Raw genomic sequence first — 24194 nt, 5'->3', positions numbered from 1 at the left:
GGACGTTCACCTCTGCCGACCGGGGCCCACTGGCGTCCCGGATCCGGCCGCGGCGGCGACACTCCCCCGAGTAACGCGTTCTACGCGCGCACCGTCGGGCCGGCTCCGATGAAGTGATCACATCAGACGGCACCAACGGATCGCTAACATGTGGCCAACGGTTCTCCCGAGCGCCGTCTGCCGGTTGGCGTGAAGCCGCCGTCCGGCGACCCGGGCGCCGCCGGACAGCGGCAGGCGACGGCAGGGTACTCCCGCGGGTGACAGCCGGGAGCCGACAGTGAGCAGGTGGCGGGAAACCGCCGTGACGAGGGCGGAAATGCGCCAGGGTGTAATGCGGTTCGGACTGCTGGGCCCGCCCGTGCTCTACCAGCCGGACACGACGTACGGCTCCCGGGGCGCCTACGCCGACGACGCCGGAGACGCCGACACCGCCGGTGTCGTCGTACGCCCCATCCGCAGCCCCAAGGCGCGGGCCCTGCTCGCCGCCCTGCTGCTGGAGCCCGGCCGGGTGGTGCCGGTCGACACCCTCAAGGACGCGCTGTGGGGCGGCGAACCGCCCGCCTCGGCGCACGCCTCCCTGCACAACCACGTCACCCGGCTGCGCCGCCTCCTCGACGAACCCGACCGGCTGCGCGCCGTCCCGCCCGGCTACCTGCTGCGGGTGGCGCCGGACGAACTGGACGTCCACGTCTTCGAACGCCGGGTCACCGCCGCCCGCGCCGCGCACACCGCCCGGGACTGGGTGACGGTGACGCGCGAGGCCACGGCCGCGCTGGCGCTGTGGCGCGGCACTCCGCTCAGCGGACTCCCGTCCGAACTGGGCGGCTACGCCTTCGTCCAGCGCCTGGCGGAGGCCCGGCTGCTGGTACTGGAGTGGCGCTACGACGCCGAACTCGCCCTCGGCGGCGCCCGGCTCGGCGAACTCGTGCCGGAACTCGCCGAACTGGCCGCCGAACACCCGCTCCGCGAGGCGTACCACCGCCAGCTGATGCTCGCCCTGCACCGCACCGGCCGACGCGCCGAGGCCCTGGCCGTCCACCGCGACCTGCGCGCCCGCCTGCTGGACGAGCTGGGCGTGGAGCCGGGAACGGCGGTGCGGGACGCGCATCTGGAGGTGCTGCGGGGGGCCGTGCGGGAGGAGCCGCCGGTCGCGTCGACGTACCCGGCGTCCGTGTCGTCCCACCAGGCCCAGGCCCACCACGCCTCGCAGGCCACCCAGGCCGGTCAGTCACAGCAGTCACAGCAGTCCCATCAGTCCCATCAGTCCCAGCAGTCCCACCGGTCCCAGCCGTACCCGCCGTCGAAAACACCCGGAGCATCCCAGGCAACCGGAGCACCCCAGGCATCCGCAGCCCGCCATGCGCCCGAAGCACCCGAGGCCTCCCACGCACCCGAGGCTCCCGGGCCCCACGCAAGCCCCGAGACCTCCCCCGCATCCGAGGTCCCCAGCACTCCCTCGGCCTTCACCACCCGCCCCGCCCAACTCCCCCCGCCTCCGCCCCACTTCACCGGCCGTATCACCGTCCGCGGTGAGCTGCGCCGGGCCCTGCTGGAACCCGGTGCGGTCGCCGTGGTCAGCGGGATGGCCGGGGTGGGCAAGAGCGCGCTCGCGCTGCATGTGGCGCACGGTCTGGCGGAACGTTTCAGCGATGGCCAGCTCTACATCCACCTGCACGGCGCCACCCCGGGCATGACTCCCCTCACCTCCGCCCAGGCCCTCGCCGCCCTGCTGCGCGACCTCGGCACCGAGCCCCGCCGTGTCCCCGACCACCCGGACGCCGCCGCCGCGCTGCTGCGCTCTCTGCTGGCGCCCACCCGCACGCTGCTGGTCCTGGACGACGCCGCCACCGCCGCCCAGGTACGGCCGCTGCTGCCGGCCGGGCCCGGCTGCGCGGTCATCGTCACCAGCCGCTCCCCGCTGACCGCCCTCGACGGCGCCCGCCGCTTCCCGCTCGCCCCGCTCACCGGGGAGGACAGCGCTGCGCTGCTGCGCGCGGTCTCCGGCCGGGACGGGCTCGACGCGGGCCATCCGCTCGTCGACCTCACCGGGCGGCTGCCGCTCGCGCTGCGCGTCGTCGCCGCCCGGCTCGCCGCGCGCAGCGCCCTCACCCCGGACGTGCTGGCCCACCAACTCGCGGCCACCGAGGGCCGGCTGCACCACCTGGAGTACGACGACCTCAGCGTGCGCCGCTCCCTCGCCGTCGCCCACGACGCGCTCGCCGCCTCCGACCGCGAGGCGGACCGCGACGCGGCCGTCGCCCTGCGCCGCATCGGCGCCCTCGACCTCCCCGCCTACGGCGCCCCCCTCCTCGCCCGCCTCACCGGCACCGGCGAACGCCGCGCCGAGGCGGCCCTCGACCGGCTCGTCGACGTGGCCCTCCTGGAGGAGACGGCGTACGGCCGCTACGCCCCGCACGACCTGGTCCGCGACTTCGCCCGCGAACTGGCGGAAGCGGACGCCGGGACGGAGGGCACCGCCGCCCACCCGCGCACGGACGAAAGCCCGGCCGCGCCTGGCAACCCTGCCGCGCCCGGGAGCCCCGCCGGGGCCGGGGGCCCGGCCGTGCCCGGGCGTCATGCCGTATCCGGGGGCCCGGCCGTGCCCGGGAGTCATGCCGTATCCGGGGCCCCGGCCGCGCCCGGAGGTCATGCCGTATCCGGAGGCCCGGCCGTGCCCGGAGGTCATGCCGTGCCCGGGAGCCCTGCCGCGCCCGGAGGTCATGCTGTGCCCGTGAGCCCCGCCCTGCCCGGGAGTCACGCCGTATCCGGGAGCCCCGCCGTACCCGGCAGCCCCACCCCACCCACGGACGCCGTGGAGACCGCCCTCCACTGGTACGCGGCGGTGGCCGAGCGCGCCCTCACCGCCATCGTCGAACCCGGCCTCGACCAGGACGACCGCCGCCGCCCCACCGCCGCCCAGCCCCCCGAGCACGCCGCGCACGTGGCCGCCACCGCGCCCTTCGCGTCCGCCGAGGAGGCCTTCGCCTGGGGCGACACGGAGCTGCCGAACATCGTCACCCTCGTGGAACGGCACGCGGGCGACCCGGCCCACGACCACCGCACCGCCGCCTACTTCTCCACCCTGATCCGCCTCCTCTTCCCGTACGTCCACCGCAGCGGCCGTGTGGCCGAGATGGAGATCCTGGGCAGCGCCGCCCTCGACGCCGCCCGCCGCCTCGGCGACCCCGCGGCCGAGGCCTACGCCCTCGGCGACCTGGCCGGACTGCACTTCCTGACCGGCCGCCAGGGCGACGCCCTCGACCTCAACGACCGGGCCCTGAGGATCTGGCGCCGCCTGGGAGTGGTCTCCTGGATCCGGCGCTGTCTCAACAACCGCGGGCTGCTCCTCGAAGGGCTGGGCCGGTACGCCGAGTCGGAGGAGGCGCTGCGCCAGAGCCTCACCTACTCCCGGCAGCTGAACGACCCGCACGGCGAGGCCGTCACCTACAGCCACCTGGGCAACCTCTACGAGCACACCGATCCGCGCGCCGCCATCGAACAGCACCGCCGCTCCCTCGCCATCGGCGTCGCGATCGGCGCTGTCATCGTCCAGCACTCGGCGCACTGCAACATCGGCTACGCCCATCTCCGCCTCGGCGAACCGGAGTCCGCCGCCCGGCACTTCGAGGAGAGCCTGCGCATCCTCGGCGGCCACGGCGACTGGCACGGCGAGTCCCAGACCCGCCTCGGCCTGGTCCGCGCCCTGCGCCTGCTCGGCCACACCGACCGCGCCCTGGGCGAGTGCGCCGAACTGATGCGCCGCGCGGACGCCCGCGCCGACCACTACACCGGCGGACTCGCCCGCCACCAGCACGGGCTGCTGCTGTGCGCCCGGGGTCTGCACGAGCGGGCGCACGAGGAGTGGCGCGCCGCTCTCGCCGCGCTGGACGGCACGGACGAGAGCGCGGTCACGGCGCAGCTGCGGGAGCTGCTGGACGGCGCCGGGGCCCGCTGCTGACCCCAGGTCCGACGGGGTGTCTCACTTGGCGTCGGCATAGCACTCCACCACCGCCGTCGTGAACGGGAACCGCACCGGTGTCTCCCCGAACGTCAGCCGCCCCGCCAGCGCCGCCGCCTCCCGGATCGCCGCGACCACCGTCTCCGCCTCCTCCTCGGGGCAGTGCACGATCACCTCGTCGTGCTGGAAGAAGACCAGCTCGGCGGCGAGGTCCGCGCAGGCCCGGCGCAGCGCGGCGAGCAGCAGCAGCGCCCAGTCGGCGGCGCTGCCCTGGACCACGAAGTTGCGGGCGAAGCGGCCCCGGGCGCGGGCGTTGGTCGAGGCGTACCCCGGGACCCAGGCCCGGTCGTCGCCGTCCTCGTCCGCCGCCGGGATACCGGCCTCCTCCGCCGGGTCCTCGCCGGCCTGCGCCGCGGGCGGGCAGGTCCGGCCGAGCCAGGTGCGCACCAGCCGCCCCTCCTCGCCGGCGCGGGCGGCGTCGTCGACGTAGGCGACCGCCTTGGGGAAGCGGCGGCGCAGCGCGGCGAGGTTCTTCAGGCCGTCCCCGGAGGTCTGGCCGTAGATCGCGCCGAGCACGGCGAGTTTGGCCTGGGCGCGGTCGCCGGAGAAGGCGCGGTCGGACACCGACTGGTACAGGTCGCTCTCCCGCCCGGCGACCTCCATCAGGCCGGGGTCGCGGGAGATCGCGGCCAGCACGCGCGGTTCCATCTGGTCGGCGTCGGCGACGACCAGCCGCCAGCCGGGGTCGGCGACCACGGCGCGCCGGATCACCTTGGGGATCTGGAGCCCGCCGCCGCCGTTGGTGACCCAGCGTCCGGTGACCGTGCCGCCGGCCTGGAACCCGGGCCGGAACCGGCCGTCGCGCACCCAGTCCTGGAGCCAGGACCAGCCGTGGGCGACCCAGATCCGGTACAGCTTCTTGTACTCGATCAGCGGTTTCACGGCCGGGTGGTCGACGGACTCGATCTCCCACCGCCGGGTGGACCGCACCTTGATCCCGGCCTGCGCGAACGCCTTGATCACGTCGGCGGGCAGGTCGGGCCGCACGCGCCGCCCGAACGCGGCGGACACCTCGTCGGCCAGCTCGGCCAGCCGCCGGGGCTCGCCGCCGCCCGCGTACCGCTCGCCCAGCAGGTCGTGCAGGACCGCGCGGTGCACGTCCGCGCTCCACGGCAGTCCCGCGTGGTTCATCTCGGCGGCCACCAGCGTGCCCGCCGACTCGGCGGCGGTCAGCAGCCGCATCCGGTCGGAACGTGCGGCGCGCTCGTGCCGCCGCTGCTGCTCGGCGTAGACGGCGAGCAGGTCGGCGAGGGGGAGCGGGCGGCTGCCCTCCGGCTCGAAGAGCGGGGACTGCGCGCCCGGTTCGGCCGACCGCTGCGGCGGATCCGGCGGCACCGGTCCGCCGCGCAGCCGGGCCAGGGCGGCGGCGGCCGAGCGCGGCTCGCCGTACCGCCCCTCGTGGCCCAGGAGGAGGGCTTCGGCGGCCTCGATGTCGTAGCACCGCTCCACTCGCACCCCCGTGGCGAGCAGCCGCGGATACACCTCCGCCGTGGACCGCCAGACCCAGCGCGTCACCTCCGGCCGCGCGCGCACGGCCGACGCCGGGTCCTCCTCCCGCACCACCGGACCGGCGGGCAGCCCGTCCGGGCCGAGGGGGGCGAGCTCCACGCCGCCGCCCTCGGCCGGTGCGAGCGCCCACCGGTCGGTCATGCAAGCGAGTGTGGCAGGAGGGTCTGACAACGGCCCGGCGTCAGCCCTCCGACGCCGCCTCACCAGCGCTCTTGCCGGTGTCCAGGAACTTGGCGAGCAGCTCGGTGACGTACCGCTCCGCCGCCTCCTTGGTGATGCCCAGGCCGGACAGCACGCCCTGGCCGTTCTCGAACTCCAGCAGGGCGAGCAGCAGGTGTTCGGTGCCGATGTAGTTGTGGCCGAGGCGCAGGGCCTCCCGGAACGTCAGCTCCAGCGCCTTCTTGGCGTCGGGGCCGTAGGGGACCAGCTCGGGGACCTCCTCCGAGGCCGGCGGCAGCGCGGCGGTCGCGGCCTGGCGCACCTCGTCCAGGGTGACGCCCTGCGCGGTGATCGCGTGGGCGGCCAGTCCCTCGGGCTCGGCGAGCAGGCCGAGGATCAGGTGCTCCGGCCGGCCCTCGGCGTTGCGCGCGGCGATGGCCTCGTTGTGCGCGGCCATGACGACGTTCCGCGCGCGGGGGGTGTAGCGGCTGAAGCCCTGGCTAGGGTCCAGGTCCGCGGACTCCTTGGGCACGAACCGCTTCTGCGCCGCCTGCCGGGTGACGCCCATGCTCTTGCCGATGTCCGTCCAGGACGCGCCCGACCGGCGCGCCTGGTCCACGAAGTGGCCGATGAGATGGTCCGCCACGTCGCCCAGGTGCTCCGCGGCGATCACCGCGTCCTGGAGCTGGTCGAGCGGCTGGTCGTGGACCTTCTTGATGGCCGCGATGAGGTCGTCGAGACGTACGGATGCCGTGATGTTGGGGTTCGTCGACATGTGTCAACCGTAGGTTGCACCCCCAAGGGTGTCAACCGTCAGTTGACACCTTGAGGGCCAGCCCCACGAACACCGTCCCGCTGAAGACATTGAGCCCCCGAGCCACCCGCCGGCTGCGCCGCAACAGCGCCGAGAGCTTCCCCGCCAGCAGCCCGATCACCCCGTCCACCAGGAACCCCATCACCACGATCGTCACGCCGAGCACCATGAACTGTCCCGGCACATGACCCAGTTCCGGATCCACGAACTGCGGCAGGAACGCCACGTTGAACAGAATCACCTTGGGATTGAGCAGATTGGTGATCGCGCCCTGCCAGAACGCCCGCCGCAGCCCCGGGCCCGCGCCGCTCCCGGAGTCCTCCTCCCCGGGCACGGACCGGTCCCGGAACGCCTTCACCGCGAGATACAGCAGATACGCCGCCCCCGCCCACCGCAGCACGTGATACAGCGTCGGCACCGCCTCGAACAGCGCCGACAGCCCCAGCGCCGCGGCCACCGCGTGCACGAGCATCGCGCAGGCCACCCCGAACGCCGCCATCACCCCCGCCGCGGGACCACCCCTCCCTCCCACGGCCACGATGAACATCATGTCGGGTCCCGGAGTGACACAGAGCGCGAAGGCGGCGACCAGGAACGCCGCGTAGAGATGCATGTCCACCATGGGGCCATGCTCGAAACGGCCCTCCCCCAGGGCGACCGAATTCCGCGGAGTGAGACGGCCGGCCCCGCACCCGCCCAGGGCGCCGTCACCGCCCATGGCACCATCGCCGGGTGAGCACCCCCCGTACGCCCAGCACCGTCGACCGCGCCTTCGAGGCCGCCCTCTACTCCGCCGACGACACCGGCCTCGACACCGGCGCGTCCCTGCTCGCCGCCGACCCGGCCGCCGACGCGGAACGCGAACGCCGGGGGCGCGAGTTCGTCGCGACGGCCTGGCGGCGGGGCTGGCAGCCCGCCGACCTCGTACGGATCGTGCGACGAGAGCTGGACGACGTCCACGTGACCCTGGTGGCGGCGCTGATCCGCGCCCAGGCCCCCGACGACCGCCCGCGCGGACGCCGCTGGCGGGCCCAGCTCGACGACCTGCCCACCGAAGCGCCGCCCCGCGCGGACCGCTTCTCGCACGCCACCGCGGTCCTGGAGCTGTACCGCCTCCTGCTGCGCCTGCCCACCCTCGAACCCCTCGACGACCACGAGCCGGTACGCCGCGACGCGCCCGCGGAGTCCCGGATGCTCGCCCGGATCCGCGCCCTGCTCGCCAAGGCGGAGGCGACGGGCTACCCGGAGGAGGCCGAGGCGCTCAGCGCCAAGGCGCAGGAGCTGATGGCCCGGCACAGCATCGACGAGGCCCTGCTCGCCGCCCGCTCACCGGACCCGGCCGCCGACACCCCCACCGCCTGCCGGATCGGCGTCGAGCCGCCGTACGAGCAGGCCAAGGCGGTACTGCTGGACGCCGTGGCCTCCGCCAACCACTGCCGCGCGGTGTGGAACGAACCCCTCGGCTTCTCCACGGTCGTCGGCTTCGACGCGGACCTCGAAGCGGTCGAGCTGCTCTACACCTCGCTGCTCGTGCAGGCCACCACCGCCATGGCCAAGGCGGAGGCGGCCCAGCGCGCGGGCGGCCGCAAGCGCACCAAAACGTTCCGCCAGTCCTTCCTCGCCGCCTACGCCCACCGCGTGGGCACCCGCCTCGCGGCCGCCGCCGAGACCCAGGTGACCGACGACCTGCTGCCCGTCCTCGCCTCCCGCGAGGTCGCGGTCACCGACCGCGCGGAGCGCATGTTCCCCGAGACCACGACGACCCGGCTGCGCGGCGTGAACGACGCGGCGGGCTGGCACGAGGGCGCCCGCGCGGCGGACCGCGCCCAGATGCGCCACCGCCCGCGCCTCGACTGACCGACGGGGCGGCATTCGATACGCCCCATATGGCGCAGATGATCCGCTACATCCGGTTGAGGTGAGCCTGTGGGCGCACCGTACTGCGCCACCACGCGGACCCCGCGTCCGCCTCCGCCGACGACATCCGGGACGCCCTGCTCGCCGCCCGCGCGGCCCGCGCCGCCTGGCACACGGCGGTCGCCCGCGCGGAGCACGAACCCGTACGCCACCGCGGCCTGTCCCGGGTCGCGGCGCACGACGCGGAGGACGCGCTGACCCGGCTGGGCCGGGTGGCGATGCTGCCGGAGGCCCACCTTCCGAACCGCGCCGCCCCGCCCGTGCCCCCGGCCGCCCACCTCGCGGACGCCCTCCGCAAGGCCACCGCCCAGGGCGCGAAGGCGGTGCGGGATCACCGCGTCCCCCGGTGGGACGCCGTACGCGCCGCCCTCACCGACCCCGCCTGGGCCGGCACGTCCGACACCGTCGTACGCCCCGCCGCACGACTCCTGCTCACCACCCTCACGACCCTCTCCGAGGCCTTGAACGGCACCCCGGCACAACGCCGGTGAGGGCCCTGCGCCCCGAGTCCCCGCCTCCAGCAGGGGGCGGCCTCACGACCCCAGCCCCTCCGTCGGCACCCCCGACGGCAGCGTGCCCCCCTCGGCCCTGGTGAACGTCTCCACCCCCACCGACCCCTCCCAGGTCACCTTGAGGGAGTCCGCCGTGACGGAGTCGACCGTCCCGGTGCCGCGCTCCCGGTCCCGACCGCCGTCACCTCCGGCAGCGCCGTCACCGTTCTTCCCGTCCTCACCGCCGCAGAGCAGCCGTATCGCCGGCTTCCCGGCCGCCTCGGTGACCCGACCGCCGCACACGGTCCCGCGGCTCGCGAACAGCCCCGCCTCGTCGCCGTTGAGCACGAGCACCACGGCCTGCCCGCCGCTGGTGGCGAGCCAGCTGCCGTCCAGCTCGCCACGAGCGGCCGAGCCGGAGGCCGAGGGGGACGGGGAGGGAGACCGGGACGACGAGGCCGGCGCGGTCGGCGTCGCCTCCTCCTCGGAGCCGCCGTCACCGCCGCACGCGCTCAGCAGCACACCGCTCAGCCCGGCCGCCACGGCCACGGCCGCGATCCGTATCCGCCTGCGCGCCCCGCGCGCGTACGTCGCCGAAGTCACTGCGAGCCCCCAGGGAAGAACCGGTAGGACGGTACGACCGCAGCAAGCTACCAGGCCGTAACCGCCCGGCCACCTCCCTCGAGGCCTTCGGCGGCCCTCGCTACCAGGAGGACTTGCGCACCCCCGGCAGGTACCCGGCGTGCGCCTGCTCCCGCAGTGACACCCGGGACAGCCCGAACGCCCGGAAGTAGCCGCGCGGGCGCCCGTCCACCTGGTCCCGGTTGCGTACGCGCGTGGCGCTGGCGTCGCGCGGCTGGCGGCGCAGTTCCGCCTGCGCGGCGGCCCGCTCGGCGTCGGTCGAGGACGGCCGGCGGATGATCTCCTTCAGCTCGGCCCGTCGTGCGGCGTACCGGGCGACGATCTCCTGCCGCTTCTCGTTCTTCGCGATCTTGCTCTTCTTCGCCATCAGACCCGCACCCCCCGGGCGCGGATCCGGGCCACGGCGGCCTCGATGCCGATCGTGTCGACGGTCTTGATCCCCTTCGTGCTCAGCTTCAGCCGGACGTACCGGCCCTCGCTCGGCAGCCAGTACCGCTTGCTCTGGATGTTCGGGTCGAAGCGGCGCGAGGACCGCCGGTGGGAGTGGGAGATCGTGTTGCCGAAACCGGGCTGGGCGCCGGTCAGCATGCAGTGGGCGGACATCGGGTGACGAACCTCTCCTCGATCGGTGTCGTAATGGAATTCATTTTCAGTAACATAGCAGCATGGCACGCAACGAACTCCGCCCGGTCATCAAGCTCCGGTCCACCGCCGGCACCGGCTACACCTACGTGACCCGCAAGAACCGCCGCAACGACCCGGACCGGCTGACCCTGCGCAAGTACGACCCGGTCGTCGGCCGCCACGTCGACTTCCGAGAGGAGCGCTGACCGCCATGCGCAAGGGCATCCACCCCGCCTACGGCCCCGTCGTCTTCCGTGACCGCGCCGCGAACTACGCCTTCCTCACCCGGTCCACCATGACCAGCGACAAGACGATCGAGTGGGAGGACGGCAACACCTACCCGGTCGTGGACGTCGAGATCTCGAACGTCAGCCACCCCTTCTACACCGGCACCGCCCGCGTCCTGGACACCGCGGGCCGCGTCGAGCGCTTCGAGCGCCGGTACGGAAAGCGGAGCTGAGCGCCGTGCCCGACCTCTCCGTCGTGATCGTCGGCGGGCTGCACTCCGACGCCCGCAAGGCGGCCGTCGACCGGCTGCTCACCGACGTCCCCGGCAGCGTCGTCCTCCACCACGACCTGGCGACGGCCGCGTCCGGCACCGTCGTGCGGACCGTCCGCGACGCCGGCGGCGTCCAGGACACCGGTGAGACGCCGCTGGTCAACGACTGCGCGTGCTGTGCCCTGCGCGAGGACCTGGTGCCCGAGCTGCGGCGGCTCGCCGACGCCGGCGACACCCGGCTCGCGGTCGTCGAACTGTGGGACTCGGTCGAGCCCAAGGCCATGGCCGAGGTCGTCACCGCCGGCGGCCTCACCGTGACCGGCGTGATCACCGCCGTCGACCCGGCGCTGCTGCTGCCGTACCTCGGCAACGGCGACGACCTCGCCGAGGCCGGGCTCGCCGCGGCCGCCACCGACCAGCGCACCGTCGCCGACACCTTCGCCCGCCAGCTGGAGTACGCCCCCGTCCTCGCCGTCGCCGAGTCCGAGGAGGCCGACGACGAGGACCGCGAGCTGCTGGCCCAGCTCCATCCGACGGCCCGCCGGGTCCCGATCGGCCACGGTGACCTGGCGGGCGCCGCGCTCGCCGGCTTCGACGTGGAGGCCGCCGCGGCGGCCCAGCACCCGGCGTGCGCCCTGCTGCCCACCGACGCCGACGCGCACGGGGTGACCACCTTCGTCTGGCATCGCCGCCGCCCCTTCCACCCGGAGCGGCTGTACGCGGCGCTGGAGGACCTGACCTGCGCCGCCGCCCGCAGCCGGGGCCGCTTCTGGCTCGCCGACAAGCCGGACACGCTGTTCCACTGGGACGCGGCCGGCGGCGCGCTGTGCGTGGAGAGCGCGGGCCCCTGGCTCGCCTCGCTGCCCGACGCGGCCTGGGAGATGGTCCCGCCGGTGCGCCGCGCCGCCGCCGCCCTGGACTGGCACCCCGAGCACGGGGACTGCTGCCAGCACCTGGTCTTCACCTCGCCCGGCCTCGACCGCGAGGGCCTTCAGCGGCTGCTGGAGTCCTGCCTGCTCACCGACGCCGAGTACGCCGCCGGGCGCGACGCCTGGCAGCAGCTGCCACACGCCTTCGACACCCTCCTGGAGGTCTGAACCCCGATGCCCCGCAAGTCCGACCGCAAGCCCGCCAAGAACCGGCCGAACCCGCTGGACCAGGCCGGCATCACGTACATCGACTACAAGGACACCGATCTGCTGCGGAAGTTCATCTCCGACCGCGGCAAGATCCGCAGCCGCCGCGTCACCCGGGTCAGCTCCCAGCAGCAGCGGCAGCTCGCCCGAGCGATCAAGAACGCCCGCGAGATGGCCCTGCTGCCGTACGCGAGCCGCTGATCACCCGCGACGACGGGCCCCGCCTCAGCCGAGGCGGGGCCCGTCGGCGTTTACGGCAACGCCCGCTGCACATACGGAAGTTCAATGGAACACAAAGCGCATCGCATGCGTCTGTTCCTAGTACAGGAACCATTTCGGTAAAGCGGGGGTCAAAGCTGTAATCACAGGAGCACCCCGCGTGCACGTGCATCTGCGTCTGCATGTGCACATGAAGAAGGCTATGATCCGGCACAGTTGACCACTGCATCTATGGCCACGACAGCCAGTGCACCACCGGGGAGCGACCTGTGGACCACGACGTGTACAACGGCATGGCCGCCACCGAGCTGCGCGGTGTGGCCTGGCAGAAGAGTCGGCACAGCAACTCGCAGGGTTCGTGCGTGGAGTTCGCCCGGCTGCCGGGCGGGCGGGTGGCCGTCCGGAACTCCAACTTCCCCGACGGGCCCGCTCTCGTGTACACGAGAGCGGAGATCGAGGCCATGCTCCTCGGGGTGAAGGACGGCGAGTTCGACCACCTCGTGGCCGGATGACGGACGCGAGCGCTCCGGAGAGCGGCCCTCGCCTCGCCGTAACGCGCGTAGAACCGCGGCACCAAGGCGTGCCGCGGTTCCTCAGCCGGCGGACGGCAGCCGGAACAGCGCCCAGACGACCTTGCCGCTGAGCGTCCCGGCCAGCGGGTGCCAGCCCCAGCCGTCGCAGAAGGAGTCGACCAGGAACAGCCCGCGTCCGGACTCCGCGGAGAAGTCGTCGGCCGCGCGCGCCACCGGGCTGTCGTTGCTGGGGTCCCGTACCGCGCACACCAGCCGCTCGGTCCAGCGCATCAGGTGCAGCCGTACCGCCGGCTCCTGGTCCGGCACGCGCGGGGCGTTCGGCACGGCGTGCCGCAGGGCGTTGGTGACCAGTTCCGAGACGACCAGACAGACGTCGTCGAACCGGTCGCCCAGGTCCCACTGGTCGAGGGTTCTGCGGGTGAACCGCCGGGCGTCGCCCACCGCTTCGTAACGGGCGGGCAGGGCACAGGAGGCGGCGCTGGACACGGCCGCGGGGTCCAGCGGCGGAAGGCCCTGCCGTAACGGCTCGAGCATGGTCGATCCATTCGTTGCCATGCGGGGCACTCCCGGAATTCGCGGTCGTTGCGATGCAGCGGTGGCGCGGCACCCATGGTTTCGGATGCGCAGAGCAGATGCAAGGGCAGATGCACGTGCACGAGACCGAATTGGTCCCACCCGTACCACTTCTTGGCCATTTTTTCCGCCATCTCGGCGTCGCTCCCGAGCCGTCCGCGTGCCATCTCTCTGTGCGCTCCTGCTCGCAATCTTTGGCTTCTTTCCGTCTGTGTAATCGGACGAGTACAGCTCGGAGTGTTTTAGTGGCAGACTGCGGGCCCTGAAGACGGTTGGGGAGGCTGGCGAAGGTGAGCGCGGGAGAGCCCGGATCGGTGGTGCGGCGGATGCTGCTCGGCTCGCAACTCAGGCGACTGCGCGAGGCGCGGGGCATCACCCGCGAGGCGGCGGGTTACCACATCCGCGCCTCCGAGTCGAAGATCAGCCGGATGGAGCTGGGCCGGGTGAGCTTCAAGACGAGGGACGTCGAGGACCTGCTGACGCTGTACGGCATCACGGACGAGAACGAGCGGGGCTCCCTGATCTCGCTCGCCCGCGAGGCCAACGTCGCCGGCTGGTGGCACAGCTACTCCGACGTCCTGCCGAGCTGGTTCCCCACCTACGTCGGCCTGGAGGGCGCCGCGTCCCTGATCCGGGCGTACGAGGTGCAGTTCGTGCACGGCCTGCTCCAGACCGAGGACTACGCCCGCGCGGTGGTGCGCCGCGGCATGAAGGACGCGAGCGAGGCCGACGTCGAACGCCGGGTTGCGCTGCGCCTGGAGCGGCAGAAGCACCTCGTCGCGGAGAACGCCCCCGACTTCCACATCGTCCTCGACGAGGCCGCCCTGCGCCGCCCCTACGGCGACCGCGAGGTGATGCGCGGCCAGCTCCAGCACCTCATCGAGATCTCCGAACGCCCCAACGTACGGCTCCAGATCATGCCGTTCAGCTTCGGCGGGCACTCCGGCGAGAGCGGCGCCTTCACCATCCTCAGCTTCCCCGAGTCCGACCTGTCGGACGTGGTCTACCTGGAGCAGCTCACCAGCGCCCTCTACCTGGACAAGCCCGAGGACGTCGCCCAGTACGAGACCGCCCTGAAGGAGCTGCAGCGCGACAGCCCCGGCCCGGCGGAGAGCCGCGACCTCCTCAGGGGACTCCTCCAACTCTCCTGAGACACCGGCCAAGTTGGCGAACCGGCCAGTAGGATGACGATCGATCAGGCGCGTCTGTCTGTCTGCTCCCGCGGCAGGGATTGAGGGATCACATGTCGTCCTACTTCACCGACCTGGCTCAGCAGTACATCGACGGCGAGTGGCGTCCGGGCACCGGCTCCTGGGACATCATCGACTTCAATCCCTACGACGGCGAGAAGCTGGCCTCGATCACCATAGCCACCGTCGACGAGATAGATCAGGCCTACCGGGCCGCCGAGCGCGCCCAGCGGGAGTGGGCCCGCGCGGGCGCCTTCGCCCGCCGCGCCGTGCTCGAGAAGGCGCTGCGGCTGGTCGAGGAGCGTGAGACGGAGATCGCCGAGGCGATCGTCGCCGAACTGGGCGGCACCCGGGTCAAGGCCGCCTTCGAACTGCACCTGGCCAAGGAGTTCCTGCGCGAGGCCGCCGCCCTGGCGACCCGCCCCGAGGACCGGCTGCTGCCCTCGCCCGACCCCGCCAAGGAGAACCGCCTCTACCGCGTCCCCGTCGGTGTCGTCGGCGTCATCAGCCCCTTCAACTTCCCCTTCCTGCTGTCGCTGAAGTCCGTCGCGCCGGCCCTCGCGCTCGGCAACGCCGTGGTTCTCAAGCCGCACCAGGACACCCCGGTCGTCGGCGGCACCCTGGTCGCCAGGCTCTTCGAGGACGCGGGTCTGTCGGCCGGCGTGCTCAACGTCGTCGTCACCGACATCGCCGAGATCGGCGACGCCTTCATCGAGCACCCGGTGCCCAAGGTCATCTCCTTCACCGGCTCCGACAAGATCGGCCGCCACGTGGCCACCGTCTGCGCCGCCCACTTCAAGCGGTCGATCCTCGAACTCGGCGGCAACAGCGCGCTGGTGGTCCTCGACGACGCCGACCTCGACTACGCCGTCGACGCCGCCGTCTTCTCCCGCTACGTCCACCAGGGCCAGGTCTGCATGGCCGCCAACCGCGTCCTGGTCGACCGCTCGATCGCCGACGAGTTCACCGAGAAGTTCGTCGCCAAGGTCCGGTCCCTGAAGGTCGGCGACCCGCGCGACCCGGAGACCGTCATCGGCCCGGTCATCAACGCCTCCCAGGCCGAGGCGCTGTCCGGCGCGGTGGACCAGGCGGTCGCCGAGGGCGCGACGGCCCTGCTGCGCGGCACCGTCCGCGACAACCTGGTCGAGCCGTCCGTCCTCACCGACGTCCCCGCCGGCTCCCCGCTGCTGCGCCAGGAGATCTTCGGCCCGGTCGCCTTCCTCATCCCCTTCGACGGCGAGGAGGAGGCCGTACGCCTGGTCAACGACACCCCGTACGGTCTCAGCGGCGCCGTCCACACCGGTGACGTCGAACGCGGTGTCCGCTTCGCCCAGCGCATCGACACCGGGATGTTCCACGTCAACGACGGCACCGTCCACGACGAACCCCTCGTCCCCTTCGGCGGCGAGAAGCACTCCGGCGTCGGCCGCCTCAACGGCGAGTCCACCCTGGACGCCTTCACCACCCTGAAGTGGATCTCGGTGCAGCACGGCCGGAGCGGCTTCCCGTTCTGACGGCGGCCTAGTCTGGAGCGCATGTCAGCGATCCGACTCCTGGTCCTGGGCGCCGTCCGCCAGCACGGGCGGGCCCATGGCTACCAGGTGCGCGGCGACCTGGAGTACTGGGGCGCGCACGAGTGGTCCAACGCCAAGCCCGGGTCGATCTACCACGCGTTGAAACAGATGGCCAAGCAAGGCCTGCTGCACGCCCACGAGACCGCCCCGTCCACCGCGGGCGGCCCCCCGCGCACCGAGTACGAGATCACCGAGAGCGGCACCGAGGAGTACTTCCGCCTGCTGCGCGAGGCCCTGACCGAGTACGACCAGAAGACCGACGTGAAGTCCGCCGCCATCGGCTTCATGGTCGACCTGCCGCGCGCCGAGGCCGTCGCCCTCCTGAAGGAACGCGTCCGCCGTATCGAGGAGTGGCGCTCCGCCGTCACCGAGCACTACGTCCCCGAGGACGGCCCCGAGCAGCTCGGGCACATCGGCGAGATCATGAACCTCTGGCTCCACACGGCCGACGCCGAGGCCGCCTGGACCCTCGGCCTCATCGGACGGATCGAGGCCGGCGCCTACACCTTCGCGGGCGAGGGGGAGCCGTTCGTCGGCGTCCTGACGTGACGACGACCACGCCCCGGATTATTCGGCTTGCACCTCACGCCACGTGAGGCCTCAGCGTGGAGGGCGTACCGAGAAGGGAGCGGAAGTGAGCTACTCCGTGGGACAGGTCGCCGGTTTCGCCGGAGTGACGGTGCGCACCCTGCACCACTACGACGACATCGGCCTGCTCGTGCCCAGCGAGCGCAGCCGCGCGGGCCACCGGCGCTACAGCGACGCCGACCTCGACCGGCTGCAGCAGATCCTGTTCTACCGCGAGCTCGGCTTCCCGCTCGACGAGGTCGCCGCCCTGCTCGACGACCCGGACGTGGACCCGCGGGCCCACCTGCGCCGGCAGCACGAGCTGCTGACCGCCCGGATCGAGAAGCTGCGGAAGATGGCGGCGGCCGTGGAGCACGCCATGGAGGCACGCAAGATGGGGATCAACCTCACGCCCGAGGAGCGGTTCGAGGTCTTCGGGGACAACGACCCGGAGCAGTACGCCGAGGAGGCGGAGGCACGCTGGGGCGACACCGAGGCCTGGGCCGAGTCGCAGCGCCGCGCCGCGAGCTACACCAAGGAGGACTGGCAGCGGATGCAGGCCGAGGCCGCCGACTGGGCCGAGCGCTACGGCGCCCTGATGGCCGACGGCGAGCCGCCCACGAGTGAGCGGGCCATGGACCTCGCCGAGGAGCACCGCCTGCACATCACCGGCTGGTACTACGAGTGCGGCCACGAGATGCACCGGTGCCTGGGCGACATGTACGTCTCCGACGAGCGCTTCACGGCGTTCTACGAGGCCATGCGCCCCGGTATGGCCCAGCACCTGAGGGACGCCATCGTCGCCAACGCGGCCCGCCACTCCGCCTGAGGTCGTGGCCCGGGAGCCCAGCGGGGCCGGCCCCGCCGGGGTTACTCCCGGGCCACGACCACCGCCGTGCCGTAGGCGCACACCTCGGTGCCCACGTCCGCCGCGTCCGTGACGTCGAAGCGGAACGCCAGCACCGCGTTGGCGCCCCGCGCGCGGGCCTGCTCCACCAGCCGCTCCATGGCCTGGTTGCGGGTCTCCACGAGGGTCTTCGTGAGCCCTCTCAGCTCACCGCCCACCAGCGACTTCAGACCGGCGCCGATCTGGCTGCCCAGGTGCCGGGAGCGCACCGTGAGCCCGAACACCTCTCCGATCACCTGTTCGACGCGGTGTCCCGGGATGTCGTTCGTCGTCACGACCAGTACGTCGGGCCGCGGCCCCTGGCCGCCGCCGTACTCCTCGATGCCCATGCCCCACAGCTTCGCCCCCGAGGGCGCACAGCGCACCCTGGCATCCTGGAGGGGCCGGTGGAACCCGCGGCGGACACAAGGCGTTGATAGCTTTGTCCGGCCGCACCGGCCGCCGTACTTCCTCTCACCCCTCAGGAGCCCGGAACCGTGACGACGCTTGCTCTCGGACCCAGCTGGCTGGATCCGAACTACCTGCTCGACACCTTCGGGATCTGGGGTCTGCTCCTCATCGTCTTCGCCGAGTCGGGCCTGCTCATCGGCTTCTTCCTGCCCGGCGACTCGCTGCTGTTCACCGCCGGCCTGCTGATCACCTCGGGGGAGCTGGACTTCCCCCTGTGGCTGGCCATCGTGCTGATCTGCGTCGCCGCGATCCTCGGCGACCAGGCGGGCTACATGTTCGGCAAGAAGGTCGGCCCCGCGCTGTTCACCCGCCCGGACTCCCGCTTCTTCAAGCAGGAGAACGTCACCAAGGCCCACGAGTTCTTCGAGAAGTACGGCCCGAAGTCCCTGGTCCTGGCCCGCTTCGTGCCCATCGTCCGCACGTTCACGCCGATCATCGCCGGCGTCAGCGGCATGCGGTACCGCTCCTTCCTGACCTTCAACATCCTCGGCGGCATCCTCTGGGGCGCGGGCGTCACCCTGCTCGGCTCCTGGCTGGGCGGCATCGACTTCGTCAAGAAGAACATCGAAGCGATCCTGATCCTGATCGTCTTCATCTCCGTCGTCCCGATCATCATCGAGTTCTGGCGCGCCCGCTCGCAGAACAAGAAGGCCGGCCCGCGGCAGACCGCCGAGCCTCAGCAGCACCAGGCCGCGCAGCAGCCGGCGTACCCGGTGATGGACGACGCCACCACCCAGCTCCGCCGCATCCCCCCGGCCGAGCCCCAGCAGCCGTACCCGCAGCAGAACGACCAGTACCCCCAGCAGTACGGCTACGGGGACCAGCAGCCCTACGGCTACGACCAGGGCGGCTACGGCACCCAGCAGCCCTACGGCGCCCAGCAGCAGCCGTACGAGCACCAGCAGCCCTACGAGGGCGGGCAGCCGTACGGCAACCAGCAGTACCCCCCGCAGCAGCCGTACCCGTACAACCAGAACCAGGGCTACTGAGCCGCACCCCGCAGGGACGCGGGGTCAGAAGCCCCGCGTCCGCTTGGCCGCCTTGCGGCCCCGGCCCGCCCCCCGCAGGAACAGGCGGGACACCTCCGACCCCAGGTTCACGCCGATGGCGATCGCCATCGCCAGCGCCGCCGCCTTGGTCAGCGACCCCAGACCCCCGTCGACGTCGTTCTGCGCGATCGCCAGCAGCCCGAAGTAGGTGGCCGAGCCCGGCAGCAGCGGCCCGATCGCCGCGGTCGTGTACGGCAGCGCGGACGCGTACCGGTACCGCGACATCAGCTGGCCGAACAGACCCACCAGCCCCGCCGCCACCGCCGTCGACGCCACCGGCGACAGATCACCGGCGTAGTGCATCGCGCCGTACACCACCCACGCCACGCCGCCGTTGAGCGTCACGGCGAGCACGGTGGACCGTTCCTGCTGAAGCAGCACCGCGAACGTCAGCGACAGCAGCATCGACGCGGCGGTCTGCACCAGCGGCTGCTCGTTGCTGCCCAGCGCCGCCTCCGGGTTCAGCTGCGCCCCGAGCTGGACGCCGAAGTACAGCACCACCAGCACGCCGACCACGATGCCCACGAAGAAGTACAGGACCTCCAGCAGCCGGGCCGCCGCGGTGATGTAGAACCCGGTCAGCCCGTCCTGCACGCCCGCCACCAGCGCCCGCCCGGGCAGCAGCGCGAACAGCCCACCGGTGATCACCGCGGACGCCGCGACGTCCACGTGCGCGACCGTCAGCGCCACCCCGATCGCGGCCGGCGGCATCGCGGCGACCGTGAACTGGTAGAACTCCGGCAGCCCGCGCCCCGCGCACAGCCACGCCAGCCGGTCCCCGAGCATCGCGCCCAGCGCCGCCGCGACGAACACGATCACATCGCCGCCGACCAGCACCGACGCGGCCCCCGCGAGCAGCCCGCTCGCCGCGGTCAGCACCCAGGTCGGATACGGGTGCCGGTTGCGGCGGATCTCCGCGAGGCGCCGGTAGGCCTCCTCCAGGGAGATGTGCGTCTCCGGGTCGCTGAGGTCGTCCACCAGCTGGAAGACGGCCGCGAGCCGGGTGTAGTCCGTGCCGCGCCGCCGCACGGTCCGCGACGCCGACACCGGATCGTCCACCAGCGACGGCTGGTAGGAGATCGACAGCAGCGTGAAGGTGACGTTCGGCTCGCACCGGTCGAGGCCGTAGGACCGGCACACCGCGAACATCGCCGCCTCGACGTCCTCCGCGCCCTCGCCGCCCGCCAGCAGCAGCTCCCCGATACGCAAGGTCAGGTCCAGCACGCGCGGAACGGCCGGGCCGCCCTCCTCGGTCCGCTGCACCGGCTCCAGCGCGGGCCGCTCGGTCACCGACATCCGCAGCATCGTGCGCATCCGGTCCTGCCACGGCGCGTCCTTGGTCAGGCTGACCGCCGGAATCCCGGTGGGCGGGGTGAACGCGGGCGTCTCCCGGGCGCTGTAGGAGCGCGGCAGGCTGAACGCCGACCCCTCGGGCTCCGCGCTCGGCGGCTGCGGAACGTCCAGCCCGACGGGAAGGGCGAACTCGGAGGTGGTCTCCGACTCGCTGTCCCCGACCTCGACACCGGCGGGCGGCGTGAACGCCATCCTCGCCTCGTCCGACAGCGGCTTGCGGTCCTCCGCGTCCGTCACGTGCAGTGCTCCCTGTACGACACCTCCGGTACCTCAGTATGCGCGCACATGACGGACGGGCCGCACGCACGCGCGTACGGCCCGTCTACCCGGCGAGCAGCGGGTCAGTGACCCGGCGAGCAGGAGGTCAGTGACCGCCCTGCTCCTTGAAGCGCTTGTAGGACCGCTCGATCTCGGCCTCGGCGTCGCTGCGGCCGACCCAGTTGGCGCCCTCGACGGACTTGCCGGGCTCCAGGTCCTTGTAGACCTCGAAGAAGTGCTGGATCTCCAGGCGGTCGAACTCGGACACGTGGTGGATGTCGCGCAGGTGCTCCACGCGCGGGTCCGTCGCCGGCACGCACAGCAGCTTGTCGTCGCCGCCGGCCTCGTCGGTCATACGGAACATGCCGATCGCGCGGCAGCGGATGAGGCAGCCCGGGAAGGTCGGCTCGTCCAGGATGACCAGCGCGTCCAGCGGGTCGCCGTCCTCGCCGAGGGTGTTCTCGACGAAGCCGTAGTCCGTCGGGTAGGCGGTCGACGTGAACAGGCGGCGGTCCAGCCGGATCCGACCGGTCTCGTGGTCCACCTCGTACTTGTTGCGCGAACCCTTCGGGATCTCGATCGTGACGTCGAACTCCACCGGTGGCTCCTCCATGATCAACACACAGTTCTGGTGGTTAAGTGTCCCTCACGCAGGTGTGTGATCGCGAAAGGGGCTGGTGGTCGTGGTCGAGCTGAGGCCTTGGCGGGCCGCGGGGCCGCGTCTGAGACGGGGTCTGACGCGGGTCGCGGACGCCGTGCGCCCCGGTCTCGCCCGTGCCGCGGCGGCGTCGGGGCCGCGGGTCGCGCGGCTGGCGCGGGCCGCGTCACCGCAGGTCACACGGATCACGCGGGTGAAGACCTGGCAGTACACCGCGGGTGCCGCCACCGCCGGTCTGGCGCTGGCCGCCGGTCTTGCGACCGCCGCGGGCCCCTGGGACTCCACGGGTCAGCGTACGGCCGAGCGGGAGCGCGCCGCTGCCGCCGCCCGGCCGGGTGGCGCATCTCACGGCGGCGCCTCCGGCCGGGCCGGGGCGAGCGGCACCGAGCCCGGAGGACCCCGCCCGGCCCCCAGCGCCGCCTCCGTGCTGACCGGCCTCGGCGGCGCGACCGGCGCCGGCCGACCCGGACCGGACGCCCAGGCCCTGGCCGACACCCTGGACCCGCTGCTGGAGGACCCGGCACTCGGCGCCCGCCGCTCGGCCGCCGTCGTCGACATCGCCACCGGCGAACGGCTCTACGGCACGGCCGCCGACGAGCCGCTCACGCCCGCCTCCACCACCAAGATCGCCACCGCCGTCGCCGCGCTGTCCGCGCTCGGCGCCGACCACCGCCTGACCACCCGGGCCGTCTTCGAACCCGACACCAAGGAGCTGATCCTGGTCGGCGGCGGCGACCCCACCCTCACCGCCGACCGCGACGCCGAGGGCCGCGCGAGCCTGCGCACCCTCGCCGCGCAGACCGCCGCCGCACTGGAGAAGAAGGACGTCCGCGCGGTGACCCTGTCGTACGACACCACCCTGTACGCCGGCTCCGATCTTCACCCCATCGGGGTCAACGACAACCTGGCCCGGGTCACCGCCCTGATGGCCGACGAGGCCCGCACCGACGACTCCACGAGCGGCCCCGCCCCGCGCCACCCGGACCCCGCCGCCGAGGCCACCCGCGCCTTCGCGGAGTTCCTGGAGACCGAGGGCGTCAAGACCACGGCCCCCGGCCCGTCCAAGGCCACCGGCCGCGCGGACACCCTCGCCACGGTCTCCTCACCGCCGCTGTCCGCCCTCGTCGAGCAGATGCTCACCCACAGCGACAACGACCTCGCCGAGGCCCTCGCCCGGCACACCGCGATCGCGACCGGCGAGCGCGCCGACTTCGCCGGGGCCGGCCGCGCCATCGAGGCCCGGCTGAAGAAGCTGGGCCTGCCGGTGGAGGGCGCCGTCATCAAGGACGGCAGCGGCCTCGACCGCGAGGACAGGCTGACGGCCTCCCTCCTGACCGCGCTCCTCGCCACCGCCGCCGACCCCGCCCACTTCGAACTGCGCCCCACCCTCACCGGCCTCCCGGTGGCCGGCTTCACCGGCACCCTGACCAGCCGCTACACCGACGGCGCGGCCGGCCTCGTACGCGCCAAGACCGGCACGCTGACCGGCGTCAACACCCTCGCCGGCACCGTCGTCGACAAGTCCGGCCGCGTCCTCGCCTTCGCCCTCCTCACCACGGACACCACCGACCCCCACGCAGCCCAGTCCGCCCTGGACCGCACAGCAACGGCCCTGGCGGCCTGCGCCTGCGACTGAGGCGGAAGGCCCGGCCGTCCGGGATCGACCCCGCACGGGGGCGGGGCGAGCGGGCGGGGGCGCGGGGCCAAGCCGGGCGCGGGCCGCGCGGGCGTCCGCTCTGCGGGGCCCGCTTCCCACGGCCTGCCCCTGTGGGGAGGCCTCACGTACGGTTGACACATGACGAGCATCGGTGGCACGGCATCCGGCATGGTCGACTGGAATCTCGCGGTGGCGACCGCGACCCGGCTCGTGCGGCCGGGCCCCGAGGTGACCCGCGACGAGGCCCGCGCCGTCGTCGCGGAGCTGCGCCGCCACGCCAAGGCCTCGGAGGAACACGTCCGGGGCTTCACTCGTATGGGCACCGAGGACACCCACGACACCCCTGTCCTCGTCGTCGACCGCCCGGGCTGGATCCGGGCGAACGTCGCCGGCTTCCGCGAGATCCTGCGCCCGCTGCTGGAGAAGATGCAGGAGCGCCGCGGCTCCGGCCCCGGCGGCGCGGTGCTCGGCGCGGTCGGCGGCAAGGTCACCGGCGTCGAGCTGGGCATGCTGCTGTCCTTCCTGGCCTCCCGCGTCCTCGGCCAGTACGAGACCTTCGCCCCCGCCGTCCGCGACCTGCCCGCCGGCGGCGAGGGCGGCGGCCGGCTGCTGCTCGTCGCGCCGAACATCGTCCACGTCGAGCGCGAACTCGACGTACCGCCCCACGACTTCCGGCTGTGGGTGTGCCTGCACGAGGAGACCCACCGCACCCAGTTCTCCGCGGTGCCCTGGCTGCGGGACCACCTGGAGGGTGAAATCCAGTCTTTCTTGGCGGAGACCGACGTCGACGCCATGACCATCCTCGAGCGCGTACGCGACGCCGCCCAGACACTCGCCGGCGGCCGCCCCGAGGCCGAGGAGGACGACGGCGGCCGGTCCCTGGTCGAGCTGGTGCAGACCCCCGCCCAGCGCGAGATCCTGGGCCGCCTCACCGCCGTGATGTCCCTCCTGGAGGGCCACGCGGACTTCGTGATGGACGGGGTCGGCCCCGCCGTCGTCCCGGCCGTCGGCGAGATCCGCGAGAAGTTCCAGCAGCGCCGCGCCCAGGGCGCCTCCCGCCTCGACCTCGCCCTGCGCAAGCTGCTCGGCCTGGACGCCAAACTCCGGCAGTACCGCGACGGCGAACGCTTCGTGCGGGCCGTCGTCGACGAGGTCGGCATGGACGGCTTCAACCGCGTGTGGACCTCCCCGAACACCCTCCCCACCAAGACGGAGATCGCCAAACCGGCGGATTGGATCGCACGGGTGCACCGTCGGAGTGAAACGTGACACCGGTGACACGGTCGTGAAACGAATCCGGCCGACGGCAGGCGAACGCCCCTCCAATCACCCGTCCGAGGGAGCGTGAGGCGTGCACAGGCGTGCAATGCTCGGGGAACGGCCCGGTTCTGTCACCA

Annotated in this window: 25 protein-coding genes; 15 read left to right on the top strand and 10 right to left on the bottom strand. The window is 72.9% G+C overall.

Annotated features, from left to right (window positions below; all coding sequences use genetic code 11):
- Window positions 1-316 precede the first annotated feature (316 nt).
- Window positions 317-3958, top strand: a complete 3642-nt coding sequence (locus ACIG0D_RS29980; RefSeq protein ID WP_399806983.1) for a BTAD domain-containing putative transcriptional regulator — start codon at window positions 317-319, stop codon at window positions 3956-3958.
- A 21-nt stretch (window positions 3959-3979) separates the two neighbouring features.
- On the opposite strand, the gene ACIG0D_RS29975 is transcribed toward ACIG0D_RS29980, so the two are convergent.
- The 3 genes from ACIG0D_RS29975 to ACIG0D_RS29965 are packed head-to-tail and all read right to left on the bottom strand — an operon-like array spanning window position 3980 to window position 7122.
- Complete coding sequence (locus tag ACIG0D_RS29975) at window positions 3980-5668, bottom strand: bifunctional 3'-5' exonuclease/DNA polymerase (protein WP_399806980.1); 1689 nt, start codon at window positions 5666-5668, stop codon at window positions 3980-3982.
- A gap of 40 nt (window positions 5669-5708) precedes the next feature.
- Complete coding sequence (locus ACIG0D_RS29970) at window positions 5709-6461, bottom strand: Clp protease N-terminal domain-containing protein (RefSeq protein ID WP_399806978.1); 753 nt, start codon at window positions 6459-6461, stop codon at window positions 5709-5711.
- 31 nt (window positions 6462-6492) lie between these two features.
- Window positions 6493-7122, bottom strand: coding sequence for a LysE family translocator (locus ACIG0D_RS29965; RefSeq protein WP_399806976.1), 630 nt, complete (start codon window positions 7120-7122; stop codon window positions 6493-6495).
- A 110-nt stretch (window positions 7123-7232) separates the two neighbouring features.
- Between ACIG0D_RS29965 and ACIG0D_RS29960 the strand changes: the two genes are divergently transcribed.
- Together ACIG0D_RS29960 and ACIG0D_RS29955 are read left to right on the top strand one after the other, a co-directional pair.
- Window positions 7233-8357 (top strand): DUF2786 domain-containing protein, encoded by a 1125-nt coding sequence (locus tag ACIG0D_RS29960; protein WP_399806973.1) that lies wholly within the window; start codon window positions 7233-7235, stop codon window positions 8355-8357.
- Between the two features lie 272 nt (window positions 8358-8629).
- Window positions 8630-8908 (top strand): hypothetical protein, encoded by a 279-nt coding sequence (locus ACIG0D_RS29955; protein ID WP_399806971.1) that lies wholly within the window; start codon window positions 8630-8632, stop codon window positions 8906-8908.
- Between the two features lie 42 nt (window positions 8909-8950).
- Here ACIG0D_RS29955 and ACIG0D_RS29950 read toward each other — a convergent pair whose 3' ends face one another.
- The 3 genes from ACIG0D_RS29950 to rpmB all read right to left on the bottom strand — a co-directional run bounded on the left by ACIG0D_RS29950 (window position 8951) and on the right by rpmB (window position 10153).
- Complete coding sequence (locus tag ACIG0D_RS29950; RefSeq protein WP_399806969.1) at window positions 8951-9511, bottom strand: hypothetical protein; 561 nt, start codon at window positions 9509-9511, stop codon at window positions 8951-8953.
- Between the two features lie 100 nt (window positions 9512-9611).
- Window positions 9612-9917, bottom strand: a complete 306-nt coding sequence (rpsN, locus tag ACIG0D_RS29945; RefSeq protein WP_365919267.1) for a 30S ribosomal protein S14 — start codon at window positions 9915-9917, stop codon at window positions 9612-9614.
- Window positions 9917-10153 carry a 50S ribosomal protein L28 gene (gene rpmB / locus ACIG0D_RS29940; RefSeq protein ID WP_399806965.1) on the bottom strand — a complete coding sequence of 79 codons (237 nt, stop codon included), beginning with the start codon at window positions 10151-10153 and terminating at the stop codon, window positions 9917-9919. The genes rpsN and rpmB overlap by 1 nt, the downstream gene beginning before the upstream one ends.
- Before the next feature lie 62 nt (window positions 10154-10215).
- Here rpmB and rpmG point away from each other — a divergent pair, with 62 nt between their 5' ends.
- From rpmG to ACIG0D_RS29915, 5 genes are all read left to right on the top strand, one after another.
- Window positions 10216-10380 (top strand): 50S ribosomal protein L33, encoded by a 165-nt coding sequence (gene rpmG, locus ACIG0D_RS29935; protein WP_009192555.1) that lies wholly within the window; start codon window positions 10216-10218, stop codon window positions 10378-10380.
- A gap of 5 nt (window positions 10381-10385) precedes the next feature.
- Window positions 10386-10634 (top strand): type B 50S ribosomal protein L31, encoded by a 249-nt coding sequence (locus tag ACIG0D_RS29930; RefSeq protein ID WP_399806963.1) that lies wholly within the window; start codon window positions 10386-10388, stop codon window positions 10632-10634.
- A gap of 5 nt (window positions 10635-10639) precedes the next feature.
- Window positions 10640-11770 (top strand): CobW family GTP-binding protein, encoded by a 1131-nt coding sequence (locus ACIG0D_RS29925; protein ID WP_399806959.1) that lies wholly within the window; start codon window positions 10640-10642, stop codon window positions 11768-11770.
- 6 nt (window positions 11771-11776) lie between these two features.
- On the top strand, window positions 11777-12010 hold the full coding sequence (gene rpsR, locus ACIG0D_RS29920; RefSeq protein WP_365761307.1) for a 30S ribosomal protein S18: 234 nt from the start codon (window positions 11777-11779) through the stop codon (window positions 12008-12010).
- 311 nt (window positions 12011-12321) lie between these two features.
- A complete protein-coding gene (locus ACIG0D_RS29915; RefSeq protein WP_073943372.1) occupies window positions 12322-12540 on the top strand; it encodes a DUF397 domain-containing protein in 219 nt (72 codons plus the stop codon).
- Window positions 12541-12621: 81 nt separating this feature from the next.
- Here ACIG0D_RS29915 and ACIG0D_RS29910 read toward each other — a convergent pair whose 3' ends face one another.
- Entirely contained in the window at window positions 12622-13095 is a 474-nt protein-coding gene (locus ACIG0D_RS29910; protein WP_399806956.1) for an ATP-binding protein, read from the bottom strand.
- Between the two features lie 365 nt (window positions 13096-13460).
- On the opposite strand from ACIG0D_RS29910, the gene ACIG0D_RS29905 reads away from it, so the two are divergent.
- The 4 genes from ACIG0D_RS29905 to ACIG0D_RS29890 all read left to right on the top strand — a co-directional run bounded on the left by ACIG0D_RS29905 (window position 13461) and on the right by ACIG0D_RS29890 (window position 17294).
- On the top strand, window positions 13461-14285 hold the full coding sequence (locus ACIG0D_RS29905) for a helix-turn-helix transcriptional regulator (RefSeq protein WP_365761321.1): 825 nt from the start codon (window positions 13461-13463) through the stop codon (window positions 14283-14285).
- Window positions 14286-14377: 92 nt separating this feature from the next.
- Complete coding sequence (locus ACIG0D_RS29900) at window positions 14378-15838, top strand: aldehyde dehydrogenase family protein (protein ID WP_399806953.1); 1461 nt, start codon at window positions 14378-14380, stop codon at window positions 15836-15838.
- Window positions 15839-15859: 21 nt separating this feature from the next.
- On the top strand, window positions 15860-16447 hold the full coding sequence (locus ACIG0D_RS29895; protein WP_399806951.1) for a PadR family transcriptional regulator: 588 nt from the start codon (window positions 15860-15862) through the stop codon (window positions 16445-16447).
- Between the two features lie 85 nt (window positions 16448-16532).
- Entirely contained in the window at window positions 16533-17294 is a 762-nt protein-coding gene (locus ACIG0D_RS29890) for a MerR family transcriptional regulator (protein WP_399806949.1), read from the top strand.
- Between the two features lie 41 nt (window positions 17295-17335).
- Here the strand turns inward: ACIG0D_RS29890 and ACIG0D_RS29885 are convergent, their stop codons facing one another.
- Entirely contained in the window at window positions 17336-17701 is a 366-nt protein-coding gene (locus ACIG0D_RS29885; protein WP_365761323.1) for a YbjQ family protein, read from the bottom strand.
- Between the two features lie 147 nt (window positions 17702-17848).
- Here ACIG0D_RS29885 and ACIG0D_RS29880 point away from each other — a divergent pair, with 147 nt between their 5' ends.
- Window positions 17849-18811: a VTT domain-containing protein gene (locus ACIG0D_RS29880; RefSeq protein ID WP_399806947.1), complete on the top strand. Its 963-nt coding sequence runs from the start codon at window positions 17849-17851 to the stop codon at window positions 18809-18811.
- Window positions 18812-18835: 24 nt separating this feature from the next.
- Here ACIG0D_RS29880 and ACIG0D_RS29875 read toward each other — a convergent pair whose 3' ends face one another.
- Together ACIG0D_RS29875 and ACIG0D_RS29870 are read right to left on the bottom strand one after the other, a co-directional pair.
- Window positions 18836-20461, bottom strand: a complete 1626-nt coding sequence (locus ACIG0D_RS29875) for a threonine/serine exporter ThrE family protein (RefSeq protein ID WP_399806945.1) — start codon at window positions 20459-20461, stop codon at window positions 18836-18838.
- A gap of 127 nt (window positions 20462-20588) precedes the next feature.
- Window positions 20589-21080, bottom strand: a complete 492-nt coding sequence (locus tag ACIG0D_RS29870) for an inorganic diphosphatase (protein WP_014674108.1) — start codon at window positions 21078-21080, stop codon at window positions 20589-20591.
- 79 nt (window positions 21081-21159) lie between these two features.
- Here ACIG0D_RS29870 and dacB point away from each other — a divergent pair, with 79 nt between their 5' ends.
- Window positions 21160-22776 carry a D-alanyl-D-alanine carboxypeptidase/D-alanyl-D-alanine-endopeptidase gene (gene dacB, locus ACIG0D_RS29865; protein WP_399806942.1) on the top strand — a complete coding sequence of 539 codons (1617 nt, stop codon included), beginning with the start codon at window positions 21160-21162 and terminating at the stop codon, window positions 22774-22776.
- Between the two features lie 159 nt (window positions 22777-22935).
- A complete protein-coding gene (locus ACIG0D_RS29860; protein WP_399806939.1) occupies window positions 22936-24066 on the top strand; it encodes a zinc-dependent metalloprotease in 1131 nt (376 codons plus the stop codon).
- The last annotated feature ends 128 nt before the right edge of the window (window positions 24067-24194 follow it).

It is taken from the genome of Streptomyces sp. NPDC052773, from assembly GCF_044547145.1.
Taxonomy (GTDB): domain Bacteria; phylum Actinomycetota; class Actinomycetes; order Streptomycetales; family Streptomycetaceae; genus Streptomyces.
The sequence above is the reverse complement of the archived record's forward strand: the minus strand, read 5'-3'. Positions and strand labels throughout refer to the sequence as shown.

Excerpts from the sequence above, each read along its gene's own strand:
- rpsN (WP_365919267.1), bottom strand. The coding sequence starts at position 9,917 with ATGGCGAAGAAGAGCAAGATCGCGAAGAACGAGAAGCGGCAGGAGATC.
- ACIG0D_RS29900 (WP_399806953.1), top strand. The coding sequence starts at position 14,378 with ATGTCGTCCTACTTCACCGACCTGGCTCAGCAGTACATCGACGGCGAG.
- ACIG0D_RS29970 (WP_399806978.1), bottom strand. The coding sequence starts at position 6,461 with ATGTCGACGAACCCCAACATCACGGCATCCGTACGTCTCGACGACCTC.
- ACIG0D_RS29885 (WP_365761323.1), bottom strand. The coding sequence starts at position 17,701 with ATGGGCATCGAGGAGTACGGCGGCGGCCAGGGGCCGCGGCCCGACGTA.
- ACIG0D_RS29930 (WP_399806963.1), top strand. The coding sequence starts at position 10,386 with ATGCGCAAGGGCATCCACCCCGCCTACGGCCCCGTCGTCTTCCGTGAC.
- ACIG0D_RS29965 (WP_399806976.1), bottom strand. The coding sequence starts at position 7,122 with ATGGTGGACATGCATCTCTACGCGGCGTTCCTGGTCGCCGCCTTCGCG.
- ACIG0D_RS29910 (WP_399806956.1), bottom strand. The coding sequence starts at position 13,095 with ATGCTCGAGCCGTTACGGCAGGGCCTTCCGCCGCTGGACCCCGCGGCC.
- ACIG0D_RS29905 (WP_365761321.1), top strand. The coding sequence starts at position 13,461 with ATGCTGCTCGGCTCGCAACTCAGGCGACTGCGCGAGGCGCGGGGCATC.
- rpsR (WP_365761307.1), top strand. The coding sequence starts at position 11,777 with ATGCCCCGCAAGTCCGACCGCAAGCCCGCCAAGAACCGGCCGAACCCG.
- ACIG0D_RS29860 (WP_399806939.1), top strand. The coding sequence starts at position 22,936 with ATGACGAGCATCGGTGGCACGGCATCCGGCATGGTCGACTGGAATCTC.
- ACIG0D_RS29975 (WP_399806980.1), bottom strand. The coding sequence starts at position 5,668 with ATGACCGACCGGTGGGCGCTCGCACCGGCCGAGGGCGGCGGCGTGGAG.
- rpmG (WP_009192555.1), top strand. The coding sequence starts at position 10,216 with ATGGCACGCAACGAACTCCGCCCGGTCATCAAGCTCCGGTCCACCGCC.
- ACIG0D_RS29915 (WP_073943372.1), top strand. The coding sequence starts at position 12,322 with ATGGCCGCCACCGAGCTGCGCGGTGTGGCCTGGCAGAAGAGTCGGCAC.
- rpmB (WP_399806965.1), bottom strand. The coding sequence starts at position 10,153 with ATGTCCGCCCACTGCATGCTGACCGGCGCCCAGCCCGGTTTCGGCAAC.
- ACIG0D_RS29980 (WP_399806983.1), top strand. The coding sequence starts at position 317 with ATGCGCCAGGGTGTAATGCGGTTCGGACTGCTGGGCCCGCCCGTGCTC.
- ACIG0D_RS29895 (WP_399806951.1), top strand. The coding sequence starts at position 15,860 with ATGTCAGCGATCCGACTCCTGGTCCTGGGCGCCGTCCGCCAGCACGGG.